Source organism: Phenylobacterium sp., from assembly GCF_044371015.1.
Classification (GTDB): domain Bacteria; phylum Pseudomonadota; class Alphaproteobacteria; order Caulobacterales; family Caulobacteraceae; genus Phenylobacterium.
On record NZ_JBILUK010000008.1, the window covers coordinates 1 to 18,584 of the forward strand.

22 protein-coding genes are annotated in these 18,584 nt (G+C 67.8%); 10 read left to right on the forward strand and 12 right to left on the reverse strand.

What is annotated here, in order from left to right:
• Positions 1 to 198 precede the first annotated feature (198 nt).
• Entirely contained in the window at positions 199 to 1,026 is an 828-nt protein-coding gene (locus tag ACIQ3R_RS01465; RefSeq protein ID WP_397414261.1) for a hypothetical protein, read from the forward strand.
• 21 nt (positions 1,027 to 1,047) lie between these two features.
• On the opposite strand, the gene ACIQ3R_RS01470 is transcribed toward ACIQ3R_RS01465, so the two are convergent.
• The 3 genes from ACIQ3R_RS01470 to petA are packed head-to-tail and all read right to left on the reverse strand — an operon-like array spanning position 1,048 to position 3,786.
• Complete coding sequence (locus tag ACIQ3R_RS01470) at positions 1,048 to 1,893, reverse strand: cytochrome c1 (protein ID WP_397414263.1); 846 nt, start codon at positions 1,891 to 1,893, stop codon at positions 1,048 to 1,050.
• A gap of 8 nt (positions 1,894 to 1,901) precedes the next feature.
• Positions 1,902 to 3,221, reverse strand: coding sequence for a cytochrome bc complex cytochrome b subunit (locus ACIQ3R_RS01475; protein WP_397414265.1), 1,320 nt, complete (start codon positions 3,219 to 3,221; stop codon positions 1,902 to 1,904).
• 4 nt (positions 3,222 to 3,225) lie between these two features.
• Positions 3,226 to 3,786 (reverse strand): ubiquinol-cytochrome c reductase iron-sulfur subunit, encoded by a 561-nt coding sequence (petA, locus tag ACIQ3R_RS01480; protein WP_397414267.1) that lies wholly within the window; start codon positions 3,784 to 3,786, stop codon positions 3,226 to 3,228.
• Positions 3,787 to 4,064: 278 nt separating this feature from the next.
• On the opposite strand from petA, the gene hemF reads away from it, so the two are divergent.
• Positions 4,065 to 4,958, forward strand: a complete 894-nt coding sequence (gene hemF / locus ACIQ3R_RS01485; RefSeq protein ID WP_397414270.1) for an oxygen-dependent coproporphyrinogen oxidase — start codon at positions 4,065 to 4,067, stop codon at positions 4,956 to 4,958.
• Positions 4,959 to 5,147: 189 nt separating this feature from the next.
• Here hemF and ACIQ3R_RS01490 read toward each other — a convergent pair whose 3' ends face one another.
• Genes ACIQ3R_RS01490 through ACIQ3R_RS01505 form a run of 4 tightly spaced genes read right to left on the reverse strand, consistent with a single transcriptional unit; the run spans position 5,148 to position 6,693 of the window.
• Positions 5,148 to 5,606, reverse strand: coding sequence for a DUF6691 family protein (locus tag ACIQ3R_RS01490; RefSeq protein ID WP_397414272.1), 459 nt, complete (start codon positions 5,604 to 5,606; stop codon positions 5,148 to 5,150).
• 2 nt (positions 5,607 to 5,608) lie between these two features.
• Positions 5,609 to 6,046 carry a YeeE/YedE family protein gene (locus tag ACIQ3R_RS01495; protein ID WP_397414274.1) on the reverse strand — a complete coding sequence of 146 codons (438 nt, stop codon included), beginning with the start codon at positions 6,044 to 6,046 and terminating at the stop codon, positions 5,609 to 5,611.
• 3 nt (positions 6,047 to 6,049) lie between these two features.
• Positions 6,050 to 6,373 carry a rhodanese-like domain-containing protein gene (locus ACIQ3R_RS01500; protein ID WP_397414276.1) on the reverse strand — a complete coding sequence of 108 codons (324 nt, stop codon included), beginning with the start codon at positions 6,371 to 6,373 and terminating at the stop codon, positions 6,050 to 6,052.
• Positions 6,370 to 6,693, reverse strand: a complete 324-nt coding sequence (locus tag ACIQ3R_RS01505) for an ArsR/SmtB family transcription factor (protein ID WP_397414351.1) — start codon at positions 6,691 to 6,693, stop codon at positions 6,370 to 6,372. Before ACIQ3R_RS01505 ends, ACIQ3R_RS01500 begins: the two co-directional genes overlap by 4 nt.
• 120 nt (positions 6,694 to 6,813) lie before the next feature.
• On the opposite strand from ACIQ3R_RS01505, the gene ACIQ3R_RS01510 reads away from it, so the two are divergent.
• The 6 genes from ACIQ3R_RS01510 to ACIQ3R_RS01535 all read left to right on the forward strand — a co-directional run bounded on the left by ACIQ3R_RS01510 (position 6,814) and on the right by ACIQ3R_RS01535 (position 14,566).
• Positions 6,814 to 7,728 (forward strand): MBL fold metallo-hydrolase, encoded by a 915-nt coding sequence (locus ACIQ3R_RS01510; RefSeq protein ID WP_397414278.1) that lies wholly within the window; start codon positions 6,814 to 6,816, stop codon positions 7,726 to 7,728.
• 19 nt (positions 7,729 to 7,747) lie between these two features.
• Complete coding sequence (locus tag ACIQ3R_RS01515; protein WP_397414280.1) at positions 7,748 to 9,508, forward strand: SulP family inorganic anion transporter; 1,761 nt, start codon at positions 7,748 to 7,750, stop codon at positions 9,506 to 9,508.
• 889 nt (positions 9,509 to 10,397) lie between these two features.
• Positions 10,398 to 11,651 carry an MFS transporter gene (locus ACIQ3R_RS01520; protein ID WP_397414282.1) on the forward strand — a complete coding sequence of 418 codons (1,254 nt, stop codon included), beginning with the start codon at positions 10,398 to 10,400 and terminating at the stop codon, positions 11,649 to 11,651.
• Between the two features lie 51 nt (positions 11,652 to 11,702).
• Positions 11,703 to 12,635 (forward strand): SDR family NAD(P)-dependent oxidoreductase, encoded by a 933-nt coding sequence (locus ACIQ3R_RS01525; protein WP_397414284.1) that lies wholly within the window; start codon positions 11,703 to 11,705, stop codon positions 12,633 to 12,635.
• A gap of 75 nt (positions 12,636 to 12,710) precedes the next feature.
• A complete protein-coding gene (gene aroC, locus ACIQ3R_RS01530) occupies positions 12,711 to 13,829 on the forward strand; it encodes a chorismate synthase (protein ID WP_397414287.1) in 1,119 nt (372 codons plus the stop codon).
• A 236-nt stretch (positions 13,830 to 14,065) separates the two neighbouring features.
• Positions 14,066 to 14,566, forward strand: coding sequence for a response regulator transcription factor (locus tag ACIQ3R_RS01535; protein ID WP_397414290.1), 501 nt, complete (start codon positions 14,066 to 14,068; stop codon positions 14,564 to 14,566).
• Positions 14,567 to 14,572: 6 nt separating this feature from the next.
• Here the strand turns inward: ACIQ3R_RS01535 and ACIQ3R_RS01540 are convergent, their stop codons facing one another.
• The 4 genes from ACIQ3R_RS01540 to ACIQ3R_RS01555 form a co-directional block, all read right to left on the reverse strand.
• A complete protein-coding gene (locus tag ACIQ3R_RS01540) occupies positions 14,573 to 14,857 on the reverse strand; it encodes a hypothetical protein (RefSeq protein WP_397414292.1) in 285 nt (94 codons plus the stop codon).
• An 85-nt stretch (positions 14,858 to 14,942) separates the two neighbouring features.
• Positions 14,943 to 15,506, reverse strand: coding sequence for a demethoxyubiquinone hydroxylase family protein (locus ACIQ3R_RS01545; RefSeq protein ID WP_397414295.1), 564 nt, complete (start codon positions 15,504 to 15,506; stop codon positions 14,943 to 14,945).
• Positions 15,503 to 16,039, reverse strand: coding sequence for a disulfide bond formation protein B (locus ACIQ3R_RS01550; RefSeq protein WP_397414297.1), 537 nt, complete (start codon positions 16,037 to 16,039; stop codon positions 15,503 to 15,505). Before ACIQ3R_RS01550 ends, ACIQ3R_RS01545 begins: the two co-directional genes overlap by 4 nt.
• A 1-nt stretch (position 16,040) precedes the next feature.
• On the reverse strand, positions 16,041 to 16,619 hold the full coding sequence (locus ACIQ3R_RS01555) for a YqaA family protein (protein ID WP_397414300.1): 579 nt from the start codon (positions 16,617 to 16,619) through the stop codon (positions 16,041 to 16,043).
• A 106-nt stretch (positions 16,620 to 16,725) separates the two neighbouring features.
• On the opposite strand from ACIQ3R_RS01555, the gene ACIQ3R_RS01560 reads away from it, so the two are divergent.
• Both ACIQ3R_RS01560 and ACIQ3R_RS01565 read left to right on the forward strand, forming a co-directional pair.
• A complete protein-coding gene (locus ACIQ3R_RS01560) occupies positions 16,726 to 17,730 on the forward strand; it encodes a fumarylacetoacetate hydrolase family protein (RefSeq protein WP_397414302.1) in 1,005 nt (334 codons plus the stop codon).
• Positions 17,727 to 18,191, forward strand: coding sequence for a MarR family winged helix-turn-helix transcriptional regulator (locus ACIQ3R_RS01565; RefSeq protein WP_397414304.1), 465 nt, complete (start codon positions 17,727 to 17,729; stop codon positions 18,189 to 18,191). Before ACIQ3R_RS01560 ends, ACIQ3R_RS01565 begins: the two co-directional genes overlap by 4 nt.
• Before the next feature lie 3 nt (positions 18,192 to 18,194).
• On the opposite strand, the gene ACIQ3R_RS01570 is transcribed toward ACIQ3R_RS01565, so the two are convergent.
• Positions 18,195 to 18,530, reverse strand: coding sequence for a hypothetical protein (locus tag ACIQ3R_RS01570; RefSeq protein ID WP_397414306.1), 336 nt, complete (start codon positions 18,528 to 18,530; stop codon positions 18,195 to 18,197).
• Between the last annotated feature and the right edge of the window lie 54 nt (positions 18,531 to 18,584).

Genomic DNA, 18,584 nt, shown 5'->3' on the forward strand with positions numbered 1-18,584 from the left:
GCTCGGCGATCAGCTGCGGGTTGCCGGGCAGGCGCGAGAATGCGTGCAGCGTGGCGCCCGCATAGATCAGGCAGGCGGTGACGACCGTCAGATCCTGCGCGCGCCGGAACACGCGCCAAGGGCGGATGTGAGCCATGCACCAGATGTAGGCGCGCTTCGGCCACGCCGAAACCAGCTGGCGGGGGTATGATGTCGCCTGTGCGCGCACCGCTCGTCCTATTCGCCGCTTTCGCCGCCGGTCTGGCCCCCGCGCCGGCCCTGGCGGAGGTGACCCTGGCCTGCCGGTTCGAGGCCGGGATGATCGTCATGCCGGGCGAGGTCGCGGGGATCGCCGGGGACTACATGCTGGACACCGGCACGGCGCACAGCGTGCTGCACGAGACGCGGGCGGAGACGGCCGGGATCGTCGCCACGGAACTGACCGGCGACATCCGGATCGGCGGACTGATCCTGCCCGGACGCCCACTTCGGGTGGCCGACCTGGATGCTCGCATCTGGCGGCTGGCGACGCCGGCGGGCGGGATCATCGGCGTCGACGCCCTGCGGGACTTCGTGGTGGATGTGGAATTCGCGCCTTGTCGGGTTCGGCTTTGGCGGCCTGCGGAGGCGCGCCCGGCGCTTACGGGCCGAACCCTGCCCATGACCTGGGACGTCGGACGGCCCGTGGTTCCGGCGGCGGTCGAGGACGGCGCCCGGCGGCTGGAGGGCCTGTTCGTGCTGGCGACGGGCGCCGATGCGCCCGCCCGCATCGCCGACGACCTGGCCTCTGCCCCCAACGCGGTCCGCAAGAGCGAGCTCTATCCCGACGGGGTCTGGCTGGCGCGCCTGCCCAGGGTCGAGTTCGCGGGCGCCGCCGGCGAAGACGTGGCGGCGGGCCTGACCTCGCCGGAAGGCGAGGCGGCGGGCGTGCTCGGCGGTGAGGTGCTGAGCCGGTTTCGCCTGCGGTTCGACTTTCCCGCCGGCCTGGTCACCGTGGCTCCGCCGGTGCTCAACGAAAAAGGGCCCCGGCGTGCGCCGAGGCCCTGATCACGTCGTTGAACGTGTTTCTCAGTGGGCGACGTTGCGCCAGACCCGGCGGTAGCTGAAGTAGAGCAGCACCGTGAAGATCAGCAGGTAGATCATCGCGCCCAGGCCGAAGGACTTGCGTTCGTTCGCCTTAGGCTCGGCCGCCCAGTGCAGGAAGGCGGTGACGTCCTTGGCCTGCTGTTCGATGGTCGACTTGGTGCCGTCGTCGAAGGTCACCTTGTCGGGCGCAAGCTGCGGCGGCATGGCGATGAAGCCGCCGTGCGGGACTTTGTGCTTATCGCCCTTCCAGAATGGCGTGAGATCGCCGGCCATGGCGGTGTTGTAGTTCTGACCGGGCGACATCGTCAGGCCCGCCGGCGGCGGCTTGTAGCCGACCATCAGGGAGTAGACATAGTTGGGTCCGTTGGCGCGCGCCTTGGTGATGACGGAAAGATCCGGGGGGATCGCGCCGCCGTTGGAGGCCGCTGCGGCCGCATCGTTCGGGAACGGGTTTGGGAACCGGTCGGCCGGCACAGCCGGACGCTGGATGGCGTCGCCGGTTTCCGAATCGATGTCGTTGACCTGGATGTCCTTGGCCAGCGCCTTCACGACCGGGTTGTCGTTCGGGTTGGGATACTTCGGATCGTAGAACGGTCCGCCCGGCTGGCCGAGATTGCGGAACGACAGCAGGTTCATCGAGTGGCAGGCGGCGCAGACCTCCCGATAGACCTTGTAGCCTCGCTGGATCTGGGCGGTGTCGAACTTGCCGAACGGACCGGCGAAACTCCAGTTGATGTGCTGGATGTCCTGCTTCCCGCCGGCGGCCATGGCCGGGCCGGCGGCGAGAGTGAGGGCTAGCGCCGCGAGCGCGATACCTTTGCGCAGCATGGTCAGGCTCAGCCCCTCTTCTCAGGCGACGCCACGGCCCCGGCGGGCGTTGCGGCAGGGTGCGACAGGACCGGATCCGAGATGGACTGTGGAACCGGCAGCGGTGTCTCGGTCAGCCCGAGCAGCGGCAGGATGATCAGGAAGTAGGCGAAGTAGTAGGCGGTCGCCACGCGACTGAGCCAGACGAAGCTGTTCAGGTCTGACCCGCCGAGCACGAAGCTCGAAACGCCGGGGATAACCTTGTCGTCCGGCAGCTGGCCGCCGCAGTAGCCGAGCACCAGGGCCACGAACACGAAGATCCAGAAGTAGAGCTTCGCGGTCGGACGGTAGCGCATGGACCGCACCTTAGACGTGTCGAGCCAGGGCAGCGCAAACAGCACGCCGATGGCGCCGAACATCAGCAGCACGCCGCCCAGCTTGTCGGGCACCGCGCGCAGGATCGCGTAGAACGGCAGGAAGTACCATTCAGGCACGATGTGCGCCGGCGTCACCAGCGGGTTGGCGGGGATGTAGTTGTCCGGATGGCCCAGCGCGTTCGGGTTGAAGAACACGAAGCTGGCGTAGAGCAGCAGGAACACCGCGATCGCGAAGCCGTCCTTGATCGTGTAGTACGGATGGAACGGGACGAAATCGCTCTTGTTCTTCAGATCGATGCCCACCGGGTTGTTGTTGCCCGGCACGTGCAGCGCCCAGATGTGCAGGATCACCACCCCGGCGATCGCGAACGGCAGCAGATAGTGCAGCGAGAAGAAGCGGTTGAGCGTGGGGTTGTCCACCGCCGGCCCGCCCCAGAGCAGCGTGGTCACCGGCTCGCCGATGATCGGTAGCGCGCCGATCAGGTTGGTGATCACCACAGCGCCGTGGAAGCTCATCTGGCCCCACGGCAGCACATAGCCGATGAAGGCGGTGGCCATCATAAGGAAATAGATCACGCAACCCAGGATCCACAGCACCTCGCGGGGGGCCTTGTAGGAGCCGTAATAGAGGTTGCGCAGGATGTGCAGGTACACCGCCACAAAGAACATCGAGGCGCCGTTGGAGTGCATGTAGCGGATCAGCCAGCCGTAGTTCACGTCGCGCATGATCCGCTCGACGGAGGCGAAGGCGTGGTCCACGTGCGGCACATAGTGCATGGCCAGCACGATGCCGGTGGCGATCTGGATGCCCAGCATCAGGGCCAGGATGCCGCCGAAGGTGTACCAGTAGTTGAGGTTCCGCGGCGTCGGGAAGTCGAGCGCCGTGTCCTTGGCGAAGCGGATGATCGGCAGGCGCGTGTCGAGCCAGCGCTCAAAGCCGGTCTTGGGTTCGTAGGTGGAATGTCCGCTCATCGGGTCAGCCCACCTTGATCTGGGTGTCAGAGAGGAAGGCGTAGGTCGGCACCTCAAGGTTCTTCGGCGCCGGACCCTTCCGGATCCGACCGGAGGTGTCGTAGTGCGAGCCGTGGCACGGGCAGAACCAGCCGCCATACTCCCCGCCGCCGACCGTGGGCACGCAGCCCAGGTGCGTACAGGTTCCGACCAGGACCAGCCACTCCGCCTTACCGGGCTTCACGCGGTCTGCGTCGGCCTGCGGATCGGGGAGATTCGCGCCGTCGTCCTTGACCGCCTGCGCGATCTGCTCCGGCGTGCGGTTGCGCACGAACAGCGGCTTGCCCCGCCACTTGATCACCACCTGCTGGCCCGGTGCGACCTTGCTGAGGTCGAACTCGATGGTCGCCAGCGCCAGCGTGTCGGCGGCCGGGTTCATCTGGTCGACCAGCGGCCAGGCGACGCCGGCCACGGCGCCCGCGGCCGCGGCGCCGGAGGCGATGTGAATGAAGTCGCGCCGGCTCGGGTCATCGCCCGAACCTGAGGCGTGCGGGTCGGGAGTTGCGCCCACGACGGTGTCAGCCACCTTGAAGCTACCCTTCGATCTGGTCCGCCGAGTGCAATCCGGCGGCCTTGACGTTTACGGCGCCGTCGGGGGCAAGCGTGCGTTCCGCGGAGCTTTGCGGACGGTTCCGCCCCAACTCCTTCGATTCGCCCCCTCGCGCCCGGCAATGCCGATGGCAGGAGGCTCTAGAATGCGTTCGGTCCTTTTTCAACCGGGCAATCGGCGAAAGCCGCCGGGGAGGCGGCCTTGTGGCCAGTACGGACTTCCGCGTCCAGGCTCGCCGGGCTAGCAGACGCGGCATGACAGACACGACTTCCTCGCCGCTCAGCCCAGAGATCTTCGCCCGGCGCGATCGCGCCAAGGCATGGTTCGAGAGCCTGCAGGACCGCATCCTGGCCGTGCTCGACGCGCTGGAGGACGAAGCGCCGGACGCGCTTTATCCCGGCGCGCCCGGTCGTTGCGAGCGGCGGCCCTGGACGCGCGAGACCGGGGTCGGCGGCGGGATCGGCGGCCATCTGCGCGGGCGGCTGATCGAAAAGGCCGGGGTCCACACCTCCGCCGCCCTGGCCCGCTTCTCGCCCGAGATGGCGGCCCAGATGCCGGGCGCCGACAAGGACCCGACCTATGTGTCGGCCAGCATCAGCCTGATCATCCATCCGCGCTCGCCGCGGGTGCCGACGGTGCACATGAACACCCGCTTCCTGTCGACGGCGGTCAGCTGGTTCGGCGGCGGCGCCGACCTGACGCCGATGCTGGACGTGGACCGCCGCCAGGATGCGCCCGACGCCATCGTCTTCCACGAAGCGATGAAAGCCGCCTGCGACGCGCATCACCCCGAATGGCACGCGAAGTACAAGGCCTGGTGCGACGAGTATTTCCACCTGCCGCATCGGAACGAGCCGCGCGGCATCGGCGGCATCTTCTACGACCGGCACGACAGCGGCGACTTCGAGCGCGACTTCGCCTTCACCCAGGCGGTGGGCGAGGCGTTCCTCGACATCTACCCCAAGATCGCGCGCCGCCGCATGGCCGAGCCCTGGACCGAGGCCGAGCGCCACGAACAGATGGTCCGTCGCGGCCGCTACGTGGAATTCAACCTGCTCTACGACCGCGGCACGATGTTCGGCCTCAAGGCCGGCGGCAACATCGAGACGATCCTGAGCTCGATGCCGCCGATGGTGGCCTGGACCTGAGGGGACCGAGGCCCATTCACCTCCCCCGCGAAGCGGCGGACGTTGGCTTAGCGACCCTTGTCGGACGCTCCCGATCTACGCCCTGACGACTGGGTGCAATCCTCGCCTGAAGCGCATTTCGCGAAACCGAACTCGTCAGTTCGTTCCAATGCGCCTCAAGCCCTTCGATATGCTGGCCTCCCGAAGGCTTCAGCCCATATGGGGGTGTTCCTTGGGAGACGCACGCGAGATGAGCTTTGCGGCGCGGCTCGAAACCCCCAGTCCGACGCCCATGGCGATGATGAAGGCGACGAGGCCGAGGCTAGGCTGGGTGAGCGACGCCACGGCGGGTCCGGGGCAGTAGCCGCCCAGCCCCCAGCCGACGCCGAACAGGGCTGAGCCCACCCAGAGGCGCGCCTCCAGCCGCCGGTTCGCGGGCAGCAGGAAGCCAGGCTCAAGGAATGGCCGATGGCGCCGCCTCGCCGCCCAGAAAGACAGCGCCGAGACCGGCACGGCGGCAGCCATGACGAGCGCCAGGCTCGGGTCCCACGGGCCCGTGAGGTCGAGAAAGTTCAGCACCTTGTTGGGGTTCGTCATGCCCGACATGGCAAGGCCCGCGCCGAACAGGAGGCCTGCGCTCAGGCCGGCGGCGACTTTGGCGAGGGTCATGTTCAGGTTTCCAGAAAGAGGCGCCGACCGACGGAGGCGGTCAGGAAGCCGAAGCCCATGAACATCGCCGTGGCCACGATTGAGCGCACGGAGAGCCGCGACACGCCGCAGACGCCGTGGCCGCTGGTGCAACCGTTCGCCATGCCCGTACCTAAGCCCACCGCCAGCCCAGCAACGATCAGGATCGGCAGGCTGGCGGGCGAGGGCTGGATAAAGGACCGAGCGAAGGCGGCGCTCGCCACGACCGGCCCCAGCACCAGGCCGGCGAGGAACGCGAACCGCCAGGCGCGTTCGCCGCCGGGGGTCCCGGCGCCGAAGGCCGCGCTGAGCATTCCGCTCACGCCCGCTATCCGGCCGAGGGTGTGGAAGAGGACCAGGATAGCCGCGCCGATGAGCAGGCCTCCGGCCATGGCGGTGAGCGGTGTGAACTCTGTGGGCATGGGTTAGCTCGGCCGCTCAATGGGGAGACCCTCGGCAGCCCAGGCCTCGATGCCGCCCTGCAGCAGGTAGGGCTCGCAGTCGCCAGCCTTGGCCGCGAGCGCCGCTGCGTTGGCTGCCGTTCGTCCGCCGGCCTTGCAATGGAAGATGAGGGGTTGGCCGGGCGTCGACGCAATCTGGCGCTCGGCGAGCTGCGAGAGCGGCGCGTGCGCTGCGCCCGGAATCACCCCGACCTCGCGTTCAGCGTCCTCGCGAATGTCGACGATCAACGCGCCTCGCTCGATAAGGTCCGCGGCTTCGCGTGGAGAAAGAGTCTTGGGTTGGGTCATGGGGCCTCCTTCAGCGGGTCGCCGAGCGCAGGGCAGAAGATGTCCTTTAGGACCGCCAGCACGCGCTCAGCGCGCGCGTCGCAGATTCGGTAGTAGAGTGTTTGGGACTCGCGCCTGTAGGTGACGAGCCCGTCCTCGCGCAGCCGGGCGAGGTGCTGCGAAAGCGCCGACTGACTGAGGCCCACCCGCTCGACAAGGGCGTTCACGTGCATCTCCCCAAAGGCCAGCAGATGGCAGAGCACCAACAGCCGGTGCTCATTGGCCAGCGCCCGTAGAAACCGCGCCGCCTCGGCGGCGTGGTCCTGGAAGTCGACAATCATCAATGCGGCGGCAGGCGCACTTGCGGTCTGGGTGGTCACTCGGCGGCTCATCAATTAGGTTTGCCTAAATTAGAAATAGATTATATAGATGTCAACACGTCAGACGAGGACTCACGCACGATGGCGCCTGAACTGAAGATCCGGGCCTTCTTCGACGAGCCCACCAAGACCGTCACCTATCTGGTATGGGACGCCGCCTCGCGGCGCGCGGCGGTGATCGACCCGGTCCTGGACTTCGACTTTGCTTCCGGCGAGGTCGACACCCACTCGGTGGAGGCCGTGCTGCGAGAGGCCCGCGATCGCGACCTCGAAGTGGTCTGGGCCCTGGAGACCCACGCACACGCCGACCACCTGAGCGGCGCGCCCTATGTCAAGGCGATGACCGGCGCGAACATCGGTATCGGCGAGCACATCCGCGACGTGCAGAAGATCTTCCGGCCGATCTTCAACGCTACGGACCTGAACCCTGACGGCAGCGATTTCGACCGTCTGTTCGCCGACGGCGAGCGCTTCGCCCTGGGTGGACTGGAGGTCGAGATCCTACACTTGCCTGGCCACACACCGGCGGACATCGCCTACCGCATTCAAGACGCGGTTTTCGTCGGCGACACGCTGTTCATGCCGGATTACGGCACCGCTCGCGCGGACTTCCCGGGGGGCGACGCCCGCCAGCTGTACCGTTCCATTCGCCGGCTGCTCAGCCTGCCGCCGGACACGCGGCTCTTCATGTGCCACGACTACAAGGCCCCCGGGCGGGACGAATATGCATGGGAGACCACCGTGCAGGCGGAGCGCGAGCACAACGTGCATATCCGCGACGGCGTCAGCGAAGATGACTACGTCGCTATGCGCGAGACGCGCGACGCCACTCTCGCTGCCCCGGCCCTGCTCATGCCTTCGATCCAGGTTAACATCCGCGCGGGCCGCTTCCCGCCGGCTGAGACCAACGGCGTCCATTACATGATGGTGCCGGTGAAGCTGAAGAACCCGGCGGCCGCACCGGCCGTGCTGGGCAAAGCGGTCCGGCCTCAATGACGCGCAGGACCCTGGGGCCATGCAGCTAAGCCGCTACCTTCCGATCCTGGACTGGGGGCGCCGCTACGATGGCGGGACGGCGGCGAGCGACCTGCTCGCGGCCGTGATCGTGACCATCATGCTCATCCCGCAGTCGCTGGCCTATGCGATGCTGGCGGGGCTGCCGCCGCAGATCGGGCTCTATGCGAGCATCGCCCCGCTCGTGGCCTATGCGCTCTTCGGGACCAGCCGGACGCTGGCCGTCGGCCCGGTGGCCGTGGTCTCGCTCATGACCGCCGCTGCGGCGAGCAAGGTCGGTCTGGCGGGCAGTCCCGAGTATATCGGGGCGACAATCGCGCTGGCCTTCTTGTCGGGCGCCTTCCTCCTGGCGATAGGCGTCTTCCGCCTGGGCTTCCTGGCCAACTTTCTGAGCCACCCGGTGATCTCAGGGTTCATCACCGCCTCGGGTCTGCTGATCGCCGCCAGCCAGCTGAAGCACCTATTGGGCGTGCCGGCGGAGGGCGACACGCTCGTCGAGCTCGTCGGCAGCCTGGCAGGCTCCATCCGGGCGTTCAGCCTTCCCACGGCGATCATCGGACTGGGGGGGCTGGCCTTCCTTTTCTGGTCGCGTCGAGGCCTGCAGCCGCTCCTGCAGAAGCTCGGCCTCGCCGCCCGCGCCGCCGGAATGCTCGCCAAGGCTGGTCCGGTCCTGGTCGTGGCCGCATCAACTTTCGCGGTCTGGGCGCTGGACCTGGACGAACATGGGGTCCGCACCGTGGGCGAGATTCCCCAGGGGCTGCCGCAGCTTACCCTGCCCGCCGTCGATCTCGGCGCCTGGACAGCTCTGGCCCTACCCGCGGTCCTGCTCTCCATTGTGGGTTTTGTGGAGTCCGTCTCGGTCGCCCAGACCCTGGCGGCCAAGCGCCGCCAGCGGATCGACCCGGACCAGGAGCTCGTCGCCTTGGGCGCGTCCAATCTCGGCTCGGCGTTCTCCGGCGGCTTTCCGGTGGCGGGGGGCTTCGCCCGTAGCGTGGTCAACTTCGACGCGGGCGCCGAAACCCCGGCGGCCGGAGCCTACACCGCCGTCGGCATTGCCCTGGCCGCCCTGTTCCTGACGCCGCTAATCCACGACCTGCCGAACGCGACCCTCGCGGCCACGATTATCGTGGCGGTGTTGTCGCTGGTGGACCTGACCTCGCTGTCGCGCACCTGGCGCTATTCCAAGACGGATTTCTCGGCCATGGCGGCGACGATCCTCCTTACCCTCGCCATGGGTGTTGAGGCGGGTATCGTGGCTGGCGTGGGCCTGTCACTTGCCTTTTACCTCTATCGGGGCTCACGTCCTCACGTGGCGATCGTCGGACGAGTGCCCGGCACTGAGCACTTCCGGAACATCCTGCGCCATCAGGTCGAGACGGTCCCAGGCATCCTCACCATACGCGTCGACGAGAGCCTGTTCTTCGCCAACGCCCGCTACCTGGAAGACACGGTCTACGACCTGGTGGCCCAGAACAAATCGATCCGCCACTTGGTGCTGATGTGCTCAGCCGTAAACGAGGTCGACGCGAGCGCGCTGGAGAGTCTGGAAACGATCAACGCCCGCCTGAAGGACGCCGCCGTAACCTTCCACCTCTCGGAGGTGAAGGGGCCCGTCATGGATCGACTCCAGCGGTCTCACTTCCTGCATGTCCTCACTGGAAACGTGTATCTGTCCCAGCACGAGGCCGTCAGCATGCTGCGGGCGCAGCTCGAGGCCGAGCGGCCATTGGACCCGAAGGCAAGCTTTGGCGCTGACATCTGATCCACCTGTCGGCAGTCGGTATCGGCAAGCTGACCCGGGCTGGCGACGGGGGCTTCCCCACCTGATGATCGAGGCGCGGCGGTCGCCGTCGCCCACGCCCTTTGGGCCTCGGCCCGGAACGTTCGTCGTATCGGTCGGCGGATCCGGTGGGGCTTGAGCCCAATGGCATAGAGAAGCGTGGCGTGAGGGTCTGTGAGTTTCCGCTTTGGGTCGGGGACGATCCTTCGCTCCAAGCCCGCAAGCGGGTGCGACGAGGGTCGGCAATGAGCCATTTGCAGACCCCGATCCCGTTGCAGGCCGCATCGCGTCACATCAAATGTTCCCAATTTGTTCTTTACTCGCCCTCCCGCCTGAGCTAACCTCCACCCTGCCGATCCGCGTCGCGCCTGCGCATCCGTCGCCGGTCGAGCCAATTCACGCGCCGTCGGGCGATTGCGCCCGCTTGCCCCCACCTCAGGCCGGGAGCTTCCACCATGTCCGACGCCTGGAACCCGCCCCCTCGCACGCGCCCGCACGCGCGCAGGAAGCCCCAATGCGCTCTATTCGAGGCATCCACCCGAGGCGATCTGCGCCCAGGTCCAGCCCCGGCGCGCCGTCAAATGTCGCACGCGCCGACTCGGATGCAATGATTTCATTGAAGAAAACCTCGAAAAAACGCGTTGTTGAGTCCAGCATTCGCGACATTTCCGCCCGCGATCCGAGGCCCGGCAGGATCGCGGCGCCGCGCCAACCTCCGCCGTCCGGCGCGGGAGGTCCCGGTCTTTCGCGCGCCGCGAAAACCGGGATGACACCGGTGGGGCCGCCCTTCCGTGAGTTCCGTGTGTTCCGTGGTTCCAACCTCAGGCGCCCCATTGCCCCCGCCGCCCGCGCCCGTCACCCTTGAGCCCGCATGACCGACGCTGCGCCTGATCCCGCCCCCTCCGCCCGAGCTCTGCTCCGGGAAGCGAACTACCTCAGGTTCTGGGGCACCCGATGGCTGGGCAGTTTCTCGACTCAGATCCAGTCGGTGGCGCTGGGCTGGCAGATGTATGCGCTGGCGCGGGAGACGCGCTCGGTGGCCGAGAGCGCGCTCATGGTCGGGCTGATCGGCCTGGTCACCTTCATCCCCGTGCTGCTCCTGACCCTGCCGGCCGGCGAGGCGGCGGATCGGTACGACCGGCGCAAGATCGTGGTCTGGTGCTTGGGGTTGGAGATCCTGATCGTCGGCGCCCTGGCGGCGGCGACCTTCACCGACAGCATGACGCCCGGGTTCCTGCTGGTCGCCGCGGCGCTGTTCGGGGCCTGCCGGGCTTTCTTCAACCCGGCCAATACGGCGCTGGGGCCGATGCTGGTGCCGCGCTCGCTGCTGCCCCGCGCCATCGCGTGGAATTCGCTCGCCTGGCAGTCGGCCTCGATCGCCGGGCCGGCGGCGGCCGGGCTGATCATCGCCAACTCGGTGGGCGCGGCCTACCTCACCTCTCTCGGTCTCTATGCCGGCGCGGCGATCCTCGCGCTGCTGATCCGGGCCAACACCCGGCCGGAGGTGAATGCCGGTTCGCGCTGGCAACTGATGAAGGAGGGGCTGGCCTATGTCTGGCGCCAGAAGATCGTGTTCGGCGCCATCTCGCTCGACATGTTCGCCGTGCTGCTGGGCGGGGCGACGGCGCTGCTGCCGGTGTTTGCGCGCGACGTGCTGCATGTGGGGCCCGAAGGGTTCGGCATCCTGAGGGCCGGGCCGGCCATCGGGGCGACGATCATGGCCGTCTGGCTGGCCGCCAACCCGATCCGGCGCCGGGCGGGGCTCTACATGTTCGGCGGGGTGGCGGTGTTCGGACTGGCGACCATTGTCTTCGGGCTCTCAAAGTCGCTGTGGCTGTCGGTGGCGGCGCTGGCGGTGCTGGGCGGGGCCGACATGGTCAGCGTCTATGTGCGCCAGACGCTGGTGCAGCTGGTCACGCCCGACCACATGCGCGGGCGGGTGGCCTCGGTCTCCTCGGTGTTCATCGGCGCTTCGAACGAACTGGGGGAGTTCGAGAGCGGGCTGGTGGCCCGGTTCCTGGGGCCGGTGGGGGCGGCGGTGTTCGGCGGCGTGGGCGCGCTGGCGGTGACCGGACTCTGGGCGCGGCTGTTCCCCGACTTGCGCCGGGCGGATCGTCTCGAATAAACGGTTTGCCAGACAACAGTCGTCGACGACAACAAACGGGAGATCGCGGCCATGGGCGCGCTTGAAGGCAAGGTGGTTCTGGTCACGGGCGGCGGCAACGGCATCGGCCGCGACTGCGCGCTGATCGCGGCGCAGGAAGGCGCCAAGGTTGTGGTCAACGATCTGGGCGGCGGCCTCAAGGGCGAAGACGAAGGCTCGTCCGGCCCGGCCGAGGAAGTGGCGGCGCTCATCCGCGCCAACGGCGGCGAGGCGGTCTCCAACTCCGACAGCGTCACCAACCTCGACGCCGTCTACGGCATGGTGGACCTGGCCAAGAAGACGTTCGGCGGCCTGCATGCGGTGATCAACCCCGCCGGCATCCTGCGCGACGTCATGTTCCACAAGATGACCGAGGCCGAGTGGGATGCGGTGATCGCCGTCCACATGCGCGGCTCGTTCAATGTGGCGCGGGCCACCATCGAGCTGTTCCGTGAGCAGAACGACGGCGCCTACATGTTCTTCACCTCGACCTCGGGCCTGTTCGGCAACATCGGCCAGGCCAACTATGGCGCCGCCAAGATGGGCATCGCCGGCATGAGCCGGATCATCGCCATGGAAGGGGCCCGCAACAACGTGCGCTCCAACTGCCTGGCGCCGGTGGCCTGGACCCGGATGACCCAGTCGGTGCCGGTCAAGGACGAGGCCGCCGCGGCCCGGCGCGCGGTGATGGCCGAGAAGGTGCGGGCCGACCAGCCGGCGCGGTTCTCGGTGGCCATGGTGACCCCGGCCGCCGCCCACGTCTCGGGACAGATCTTCGGCTCTTCGGGCGAGAACATCATCCTCTATTCCCAGCCCCGTCCCATCGAGACGGTGACCAAGGAAGAGGGCTGGACGGTGCAGTCGATCCTGGACGAGGCGGTGCCCAAGATGGCGCCAAAGTTCTTCGACCTGAACCGTGGTCCGCTCCCCGGCGCCAACAATGCGCAGCAGAAGGCGCCGGCCTAAGGTCTAAGCCCCCCTCCCAACCCTCTCCCTCTCCGTCGCGCTGTTCGAAACGGGGGAGGGGGCTATAGGGACGTCATGTCGCACAACACCTTCGGCCACCTCTTCCGCGTGACGACCTGGGGCGAGAGCCATGGGCCGGCCCTGGGCTGCGTGGTCGATGGGTGCCCCCCGGGGATCGCGCTCAGCGAGGCCGACATCCAGCCGTGGCTGGACCGCCGTCGGCCGGGGCAGGGCAAGTTCGTCACCCAGCGGCAGGAGCCGGACGCGGTGCGCATCTTGTCCGGCGTGTTCCGCGACGACCGTACGGATGGCCAGGTGACCACCGGCACGCCGATCTCGATGATCATCGACAATGTCGACCAGCGGAGCCGCGACTATTCCGAGATCGCCACTGCCTTCCGGCCCGGCCATGCGGACTATGCCTATTTCGCCAAGTACGGCGTGCGCGACTATCGCGGCGGCGGCCGGCAGTCGGCGCGGGAGACGGCGGCCCGGGTGGCCGCCGGCGCGATCGCGCGCAAGATCCTGGCCGGCGTGACGATCCGCGCCGCGGTCGTGCAGATCGGGCCGCATGCCGTCGACCCGGATCGGATCGATTTCGGCGTCACGCTCGACAATCCCTTCTGGGCCCCGGACCCGGCCATCGTGCCGGTCTGGGAGGGGCACCTGGAGCAGGTCCGCAAGGCCGGGTCCTCGACCGGCGCCGTTGTGGCGGTCGAGGCCACGGGCGTTCCGGCCGGATGGGGCACGCCGCTCTACGGCAAGCTCGACGCGGAACTGGCCGCCGCCCTGATGTCGATCAACGCCGCCAAGGGCGTCGAGATCGGCGCGGGCTTCGCCTCGGCGGCGCTGTCGGGCGAAGAGAACGCTGATGAGATGCGGATCGGCAATGACGGTCCGGTCTTCCTGGCCAACCATGCGGGAGGGGTTCTGGGCGGGATCTCGACCGGCCAGCCGGTGACCGCGCGGGTCGCGTTCAAGCCGACCTCGTCGATCCTCACGCCGCGCCGCTCGATCAACGAGGGCGGCGAAGAGATCGAGTTGCGCACCAAGGGCCGACACGATCCGTGCGTGGGCATCCGGGCCGTCCCGGTGGTTGAGGCCATGGTCGCCTGCGTCCTTGCCGACGCCTTCCTGCGCCATCGCGGCCAGACCGGCGGCGGCGTGTTTCGTCCCGGTGATTCCGCAGGGTGATGAGGCCGATCGGCGAGCCAACCGCTGGCGCCTGAAGCGGTGGCCACCCAGCGGTTGCATATTTTTTGGGCAAAATTCTACTCTTCCGGGCGCAACTTTTTGATCCCTCAGAGGTTTTCCCTCTAGGGCCGCGTTATTTCGTTGACCGGGCTTCGCGGCTCGACCTATCCAACGGGCCCGTAATCCGGCCCGGCGAGAGCCTGCGGATCGGGCATCCAGAAGCGGACTGGAGCTGCGTGCGTTACGATCTCCTGAAGATCCTTCTGGTGGACGACAACCACTATATGCGCGTGCTCCTGGCGGAGATTCTGCGTGCGCTAGGCGTTCAACACATTTTCGAAGCCGGCGACGGGGCGCAGGGGCTGCAGATGCTGCGCGACCACCAGATCGATGTCGTCATGACCGACCTTTCGATGCAGCCGTTGGACGGCATCGACTTCGTACGGATGATCCGCACCTCGCCCGACAGTGCAAATCCGATGATCCCGGTGGTGATGATCACCGGCCACTCCACCTTCGCCCGGGTCAACGAGGCGCGCGACGCCGGGGTCTCCGAATTCCTGGCCAAGCCGCTGACCGCGCGGGGCGTGGTGGAACGGCTGCACCAGGCCGTGGAGTATCCACGCCCGTTCGTGCGCACCGACACCTATTTCGGCCCCGATCGTCGCCGCCGCGCTGACGCCCACTACAAGGGCCCCTGGCGTCGCGCGAATGGCAACGAGATCGAAGCGCTCTGAGCGGGACTACCTGAACAGGTGGATGCCGCCCGCGCCCTGGCCCGGAGCCGGCGAGAGCCCCCGGATCTCCAGCCGCGCCCGCCGCGCGCCGCAGACGCAACGCAGCCGGTCCTCCAACTCGAACAGGGACTGCCTGCTGAGCCCCTGGCCCAGCCAGGGCCTCGGGTCCACCGCCGCCTCCCGCCCGCAGGCGCACTGCGCCCAGAGGCTGGACCTCGGCGCCGTCGCCCACCCCAGCCGGGCCTCGCCCGTTGTCATCGCCCGCGCCAGAGCGCTCGATCCGTCCGCCATGTCTCGACTCCTTGAATCAGAACAAAGGCAGAACTTTTTGGGGCTGTGAAGAGGGATCTCGATTGCATCCACAGGGCTGCAGCAATCAGACCTTTTCGCTGATCCGGATGGCGGCGCGGCACCCGGCTCGGATAACCGTGGCGAGCAGGCCGTAGCCCGGCGCCTCGCGGGCGCCTTCGGCCAGCGCTTGATCGCGGTGCGCCAGTTCCTCGTCGCGGAAACGGGTCAGCTCGGCGGCCAGTTCAGGGTCGGTCTCGGCCAGCTCCGCGATCTGGCCGGCATAGTGGCCCTCGATCACTGTCTCCACCGCCTCGGTACAGGCATGAGCCGCCTTCTCGCCCATTAGCGCTGTGCCTGCGCCAAGCGCGAAGCCCGCGAGACGCCAGAGTGGAGTCAGCGCCGTCGGCCTCACCCGTCGCTCGGTCAAGAGCGCATCAAAGCGAGCCAGGTGCTCGGCCTCGTGCATCTCCATGTCGGCGATCTGGCCGGCGATACGGCTGCGGCCCGGCGCGGTGCCCAGCACAGCCCGCTGGCCGCGATAAATGTGCACCGCGCCCAGTTCACCGGCGTGATCGACCCGGAGGATCTGGGCGAGGCGTGCTGCGGAGGCGCCGCGCCCGGGCCTGGATGGGATCGGCTTCTCGCTCATCGTTTCCCTCGCTCCCGGATCGCGGCGAGCCCGCTCAGTCCGGCGAAGACGATCGAGGCCAGCGCATTCCAGCCAGCCATTGAGAGCCCGGCGAACACCCAGGGAACTTCATCGCAGGCCGGAGGCTTCACGGGCGCGCCGTCCAGGAACGCGGCCAGATCGCCGGCGTTGACCACAGTCCCTGCAGAGGCGCAGGCGGTCGGGCCCGGCCAGAACTTCCACTCCGCGCCCGCATGATAGGTCGCGACGCCCGCGCCCAGCAGGAACAGGCCGCCAAGCGCCCAGCAGGTCGCCTCGCGCCAGCGCGGCCCGCCCGGCCGGCGCACCAGGATCATGAACCCCAACCCCAGCCCGAGGATCACCCAATAGACCTCGCGCTGACGCAGGCAGAGCGTGCAGGGCGCCAGCTCGCCGAACCGCTCGAAAGCGTGGGCCGTGGCCAGCATCGTGGCGGAGATCAGAACCGCGCACATCCGCCAGCGGTCGAGGAAGGGTCGAAGCGCCATCATCGGCGAGACATATGGCCTACTCATTCTAGAAAATGAACTTCAGCGCCACGATCCCGCCAACGAGCAGGATCAGCAGCAGCACCGAATAGAGGTTCAGCCGCCGCTCGAATTCCTTGAGCATGGCGGGGCCGAAGTACTTCAGGATTGCGGCCACGGCAAAGAAGCGGAAACCGCGCGTCAGCACCGACGCCCAGATGAAGGTGAAGAGATCGAAGTGCGCCAGGCCCGCGGTAATCGTCACCAGCTTGTAGGGGATAGGGGTGGCGCCCTTGATGAGGATCACCGCTAGGCCCCATTCGTCGAACCACTTCTGAAACTGCGCCTGACCATCTGGGTGGCCAAAGAACGAAATGATGGTCTGGCCGAGTGGCTCCAGGAACACCCCGATCGCATACCCAAGCAACCCGCCCACGACCGAGGCGGCGGTGCAGATTCCGGCATAGACGAAGGCCTTGTCGCGCCGGGCCAGCACCATCGGCGCCAGCATCACGTCCGGCGGGATCGGGAAGAACGAGCTCTCGGCGAACGAGACCGCCGCCAGGGAAGCGGGCGCATGGCGAGACGCCGACAGCCGCATCACCCACCCATACATTCTGCGAAACATGCGGGGATCCTGGCCCTGGCCGTCCCCTCCGCTAGCAGGCGTCGCAGCGGTTGTCTCGCGGGGCGTATCGTTGCAATTGAGACCTTCGGGAGAACGGGGAACCAGCATGAAGCTCGCATCGCTCAAGGGAGGTCGTGACGGCCGGCTAGTGGTGGTCTCCAACGATCTCGCCTGGTACGCCCCGGCTGATCGGATCGCCTTTACTCTTCAGGACGCGCTGGACGACTGGGATGTTTGCGAACCGGAGCTTCGGAGCCTAGCCGAGGGGTTGGAGCACGGCTCGGTGCCCAAGGCGCGCTTCCATGAGCATGAGGCAGCAAGCCCGCTGCCCCGCGCCTATCAGTGGGCCGACGGCTCGGCCTACGTGAACCACGTGGCCCTCGTGCGTCAGGCGCGCGGGGCGGAGATGCCCGACAGCTTCTGGACCGATCCTCTGATGTATCAGGGCGGCTCGGACGGATTCCTGGGACCGCGCGACCCGATCCCCCTGGCCGATCCCGCCTGGGGCTGCGACCTGGAGGGCGAGATCGCTGTGGTGACCGGCGACGTGCCGATGGGCGCGGATCGCGAGACGGCGTTGGCGGCGATCCGGCTGGTAATGCTGTGCAATGACGTGAGCCTGCGGAACCTCATCCCCAACGAGTTGGCGAAGGGCTTCGGCTTCTTCCAGTCCAAGCCGGCTTCGGCCTTCTCGCCGGTGGCGGTGACGCCCGACGCGCTCCCCGGATGGCGGGACGGCAAGCTCCACGGAACGCTTGAAGTCGAACTGAACGGAGCCCTACTGGGAGAGGCCAACGCCGGCGTCGACATGACCTTCGATTTCGGAACCCTGGTGGCGCACGCCGCGCGCACCCGGGCGCTCTCGGCCGGAACCATCGTCGGCTCGGGCACGGTCTCCAACCGCGGACCGGACGGCGGCCCGGGCAAGCCCGTAAGTCAAGGCGGGGTCGGCTATTCCTGTCTCGCTGAGGTGCGAACCATCGAGACGATCACGACGGGCGCGCCGGTGACGCCATTCCTCAAGGCGGGCGATCAGGTGCGGATCGAAATGCGGGACGCCAAGCGCCACACCATCTTCGGCGCCATTGAACAGCGGGTCGCCGCCGGATGAGCGGGGAGTCCGGTCTGGAGCTCGACCAGTACCTACCCTATCGGCTCTCGGTGGCCTCCAACGCGGTCTCGGGCCTTATCGCTCGAGCCTACGAGGACCGGTTCGGCCTGACGATCCCGCAGTGGCGGTTGCTCTGCGTTCTGGCCGAGGACGGCGGTCTGAGCCAGGTACAGATCGTCGCCCGCACTATGATGGATAAGGTGACGGTTAGCCGCGCCGCCCAGGGTCTCGCTAAGCGCCGGCTCGTCGGCCGCAGCGAGAACGCCGCCGACGGTCGCAGTCATGTGTTGAGCCTCACGCCCGAAGGCCGCGCCCTCCACGCCGAGATTACCCCCTTGGCGCTGGCCTATGAGGCAGCATTGATTGAGGGGCTGGCTCTGCAGGAAGTCACGCTGCTGAAGCGCCTGCTGGGTCGCGTGCAGGCGGCGGCGCGGCAACTGTCTGGAGAGGCGGGGCCGTAGGCCCTACGCCGCGAGCACGTCCGGTCGCACGCTCCACCGGTGGGAGCCTTCGCCGAAGGGGAGGTGGAAGCCCCAGGCGGCGCGCTTGCGCTCGTCGGCCCAGGTGCGCTCGAAGGAGACGATCACCTCGGCCTGCAGATCCTCCGGGATCTGGCGCACGTCGTGGCCGAGATTTCGGGCGACCTGCTCGATGACGATCGAGCGATGCGCCTCGCCGCCGAGCGCCACAAGCGCCTCGCGGACGCGGCGACACAAGGTCTGTTTGATGCGCACCGGCTTGCGGGCGGTGGCGGCGATGTCGCCGGTGGTTTCGGCGGTGTGGTCCAGGGCGTTCTGCATGGCAGGAGGGAGCCTGCGCGCGAGGGCTTTAGCGTCAGGTTAAACCGCACGGAA